Raw genomic sequence first — 3629 nt, 5'->3', positions numbered from 1 at the left:
CGCTTTAGCGCCTACTACAAACTGCCTTCTACAAACGGGGGCGCTTTAGCGCCTACTACAAACTGCCTTCTACAAACGGGGGCGCTTTAGCGCCTACTACAAACTGCCTTCTACAAACGGGGGCGCTAAAGCGCCTACTACAAACGGGGTAATCAACTCAAAACGATACCAGGTGTGCTGCTTTAATGACTAACTCTAACGCTCCAAATCCCGATCGCGAACCAGAAATTAATTCTAACCGGCGTGTATGGCTGCTTTGGTTAAGTCGTTCTGGACTTGCTTTTGGCGTAATTTTACTGGTGGGTATTGCGGCGGGTGCTTGGTGGGCATGGAATTTTGTTCAGACTGAGTTAGCGCCCATAGTGGAAAAAAATCTTACCGAGTCGTTCAAACGCCCCGTGCGATTGGGAAAAGTTGAAGCATTTTCCCTCACCGGACTGCGCTTGGGTGCGTCTCAAATACCAGCAACGCCTACAGATACCGATCGCGCTACCGTTGCAGCAGTTGACGTCAAGTTCGATTTGCTGCGGCTGCTGTTGGAGCGAACTCTGGCGCTAAATGTAACGTTAGTCCATCCGAATCTTTACTTAGAACAAGACGCGGATGGTCGCTGGGTGACTACCGAAATTGCACCAGAAGAACCCGGTGCTGCGTTTAAGACCGAAGTAGAATCAATTCGGCTGCAAAACGGCAACATCGTCCTCGTCCCCCAACCAAAAACGGGTAATCCAAAAGTCCCCATAAGCGTTGCCACAGCCAATGGTCAGGTTGAATTGAGAGATAATAACCAACGCTTCCGCTTTGAATTGGCAGGACAAATCGCCAGCGGGGGCAATTTGAATCTCCAAGGCGAATATCTGCGCCCGACTCAACAACTCAACTTGGAGAAGTTACAAGCGCAACAAGTCCAGGCTGCGGATGTAGATCGGTTATTAAAGTTACCGATTAATTTACTAGCTGGTCGCGTAGATGCCAGTTTGCAGGTTAAATATAACCCCACACAGCCATTATCTTTGTTGGGGACGGCGCGCCTCACCGATGTCACCGCAGGACTGCCCCAACAGCCGATTCCTTTCTCTGGGACAAACGGGACGCTGTTGTTCCAAGACCAAGTTATTCAGCTGCAAAACGTATCATCGCTTTTCGGTCAAATTCCCTTGCTCGCGAATGGCGGTTTAGACCTGCAACAAGGCTACGCTCTTTCCGCAAAAATACCGAATACAGAAATAGCAAAAATTACACAAACTTTTAATTTTAAACCGCAAGTTCCGCTCAACGGCGAGGTGCAGGCAGAAGTGAAGTTAACGGGAGCAATCGCACAACCGTTATTAATCGGTCAATTCGCCACCACCAAGCCAACTATAGTCGATAAAGTTAATTTTAATACCGTCAGCGCCCGCTTTGCCCTCGATGCCAGACAAGGAGAATTGGTAATCGCCAATTTGCAAGCCAAGCCGGAAGTAGGGGGAGAAGTTACTGGGAAAGGGCAGGTAAAATTAGGCACTTCAGGGGGAATTGTCTTCGACCTGCAAGCAGACAAAGTACCGGGGGATGCGATCGCTAAACTCTACAACGCCAATCTCCCCCCCTCTATCACCATCGGACAAGTACAGGCAAGAACGCAAGTATTTGGCCCCTATAACGACTTGCGGACGGTAGCGCGCTGGCAAGCACCCCAAGCCACCTATCCCGGTAACGGGGAAGTCGTCGTTGCTAGAGGTCAAACCATCTTGCGCGGCACCACCTTACGGGTAGCAGGCGGCACTTTGCAAGCTGCGGCGAAAATTGCCAACGGCCGTTGGGACGCGCTTGTCGAAGGTTCCCAGTTACCTGTTAGTAGTCTTTTAGACTTACAAGCTCAGGTGGGAGAAGGAGACGCGGGGACGCGGGGACGCGGGGACGCGGGGAGGTCTGGAGAATCGGGACAACAGCAAATACCGCCAGCCATCAAGCAGGGGATATTTACCGGCAGCGCGAGGTTAGGGGGAAAGCTGGGATCTTTCCCAGCGCAAGATATTCAAGTCGTGGCACAGGGACGCTTGCAAGTAGCCGGTGGCAAGCTGCAAATACAACAGGCACAACTTTCCCAAGGCAACTGGGATGCTTTAGTAGCAGCAACAAGCGTGCAACTAACGTCTCTGTTAACGCCGGAACAGGTAAAAAATTTACCCGTACAACCGGGTGCATTTACTGGCAGAGTTAGGGCGGCGGGCAATTTAGCATCTTCTGAACCTAAAGATATTCGCGCTGTAGCTTCTGGAAGTTTGAACCTCGCGGGCGGGACGGTACAAATACAACAAGCAGCACTTAACCAAGGAAATTGGGAGGCTTTGGTAGACGCAACAAATGTGCAACTGACGCAGCTGCTATCGCCGGAACAAGTAAAAAATTTACCAGTACAACCGGGTGCATTTACCGGCAGAGTTAGGGCGGCGGGAAACTTAGCATCATCTGAACCTAAAGATATCAAAGCCGCAGTACAGGGAAGTTTGAACCTCGCGGGTGGGAAGGTACAAATACAACAGGCAGCACTTTCAGGGGGAAATTGGGAGGCAGCAATCGCCGCCACAAATGTGCAATTAACCCAGCTTTTAACCCCAGACCAAGTAAAAAATTTACCAGTACAACCGGGTGCATTTACCGGCAGAGTTAGGGCGGCGGGAAACTTAGCATCATCTGAACCTAAAGATATTCGTGCCGTGGCTTCTGGAAGTTTGAACGTCGCGGGCGGGACGGTACAAATACAACAGGCAGGAATTAACCAAGGAAATTGGGAAGCTTTGGTAGACGCAACAAATGTTCAACTGACGCGGCTGCTATCGCCGGAACAAGTAAAAAATTTACCAGTACAACCGGGTGCATTTACCGGCAGAGTCAGGATAGCGGGAAACTTAGAATCTACCCAAGCTAGAGATATTCGCGCTGCGGCTTCTGGACGCCTAAACTTTGCAGGCGGGACAGTACAAATACAACAGGCACAACTTTCCCAAGGCAACTGGGAAGCATTGGTAGCCGCCTCTGGCGTATCTTTGGCAAGTTTGCCACAAATACCGCCCCAGTTTCAGCAAGGAAGATTTAACGGACAATTCCGCCTAGCAGGAAACCTGGAATCTACCGACCTGGAAAATATTAGAGCATTAGGGAATGGCAACGTCCAAATTGCCGGTGGCAACTTGCAAATCAGACAAGCAGCACTTGCCAATAACCGCTGGCAAGCTGTTGTAGCCGCATCTAACTTGCAACTAGCGCGTCTGTTACCCCCAGAACAAGCTAGAAATTTACCCATCCAGCAGGGAAGAATTACCGGCGAGGCGAGGCTGGAAGGAAGTCTCGATACTATCAATCTTTCCAATATCCAAGCAGTAGCGCGAGGCAGCCTTCAAACTGGCAATGGTAATTTACAAATACGCCAAGCACAACTAAACCAAGGTCGCTGGCAAGCAGTTGTAGACGCCGCCGGAGTGCAGTTAAATCGCTTGCCGCAAGCGCCGCCACAGTTGCAAGCAACCTTCAGCGGTCAAGTACAAGCCGCAGGTAGCCTAGACTCATTCCAACCAAAAGATATTCAAGCCTCAGCTAGAGGCAGCTTAAATATTGCCGGCGGCAATATCCAAATTCAACAAGCACAA

The 3629-nt window shown here is 50.4% G+C and carries 1 pseudogene; it reads left to right on the top strand.

Going from position 1 to position 3629, the window contains the following annotated elements:
- Window positions 1–185 precede the first annotated feature (185 nt).
- Window positions 186–3629 (top strand): annotated as a pseudogene (locus MiSe_RS48135) (hypothetical protein); the annotation flags it as partial.

Source organism: Microseira wollei NIES-4236, assembly GCF_020521235.1.
In the GTDB taxonomy this organism is placed as follows: domain Bacteria; phylum Cyanobacteriota; class Cyanobacteriia; order Cyanobacteriales; family Aerosakkonemataceae; genus Microseira; species Microseira wollei.
This window is presented reverse-complemented; position numbering and strand designations above follow the sequence as displayed.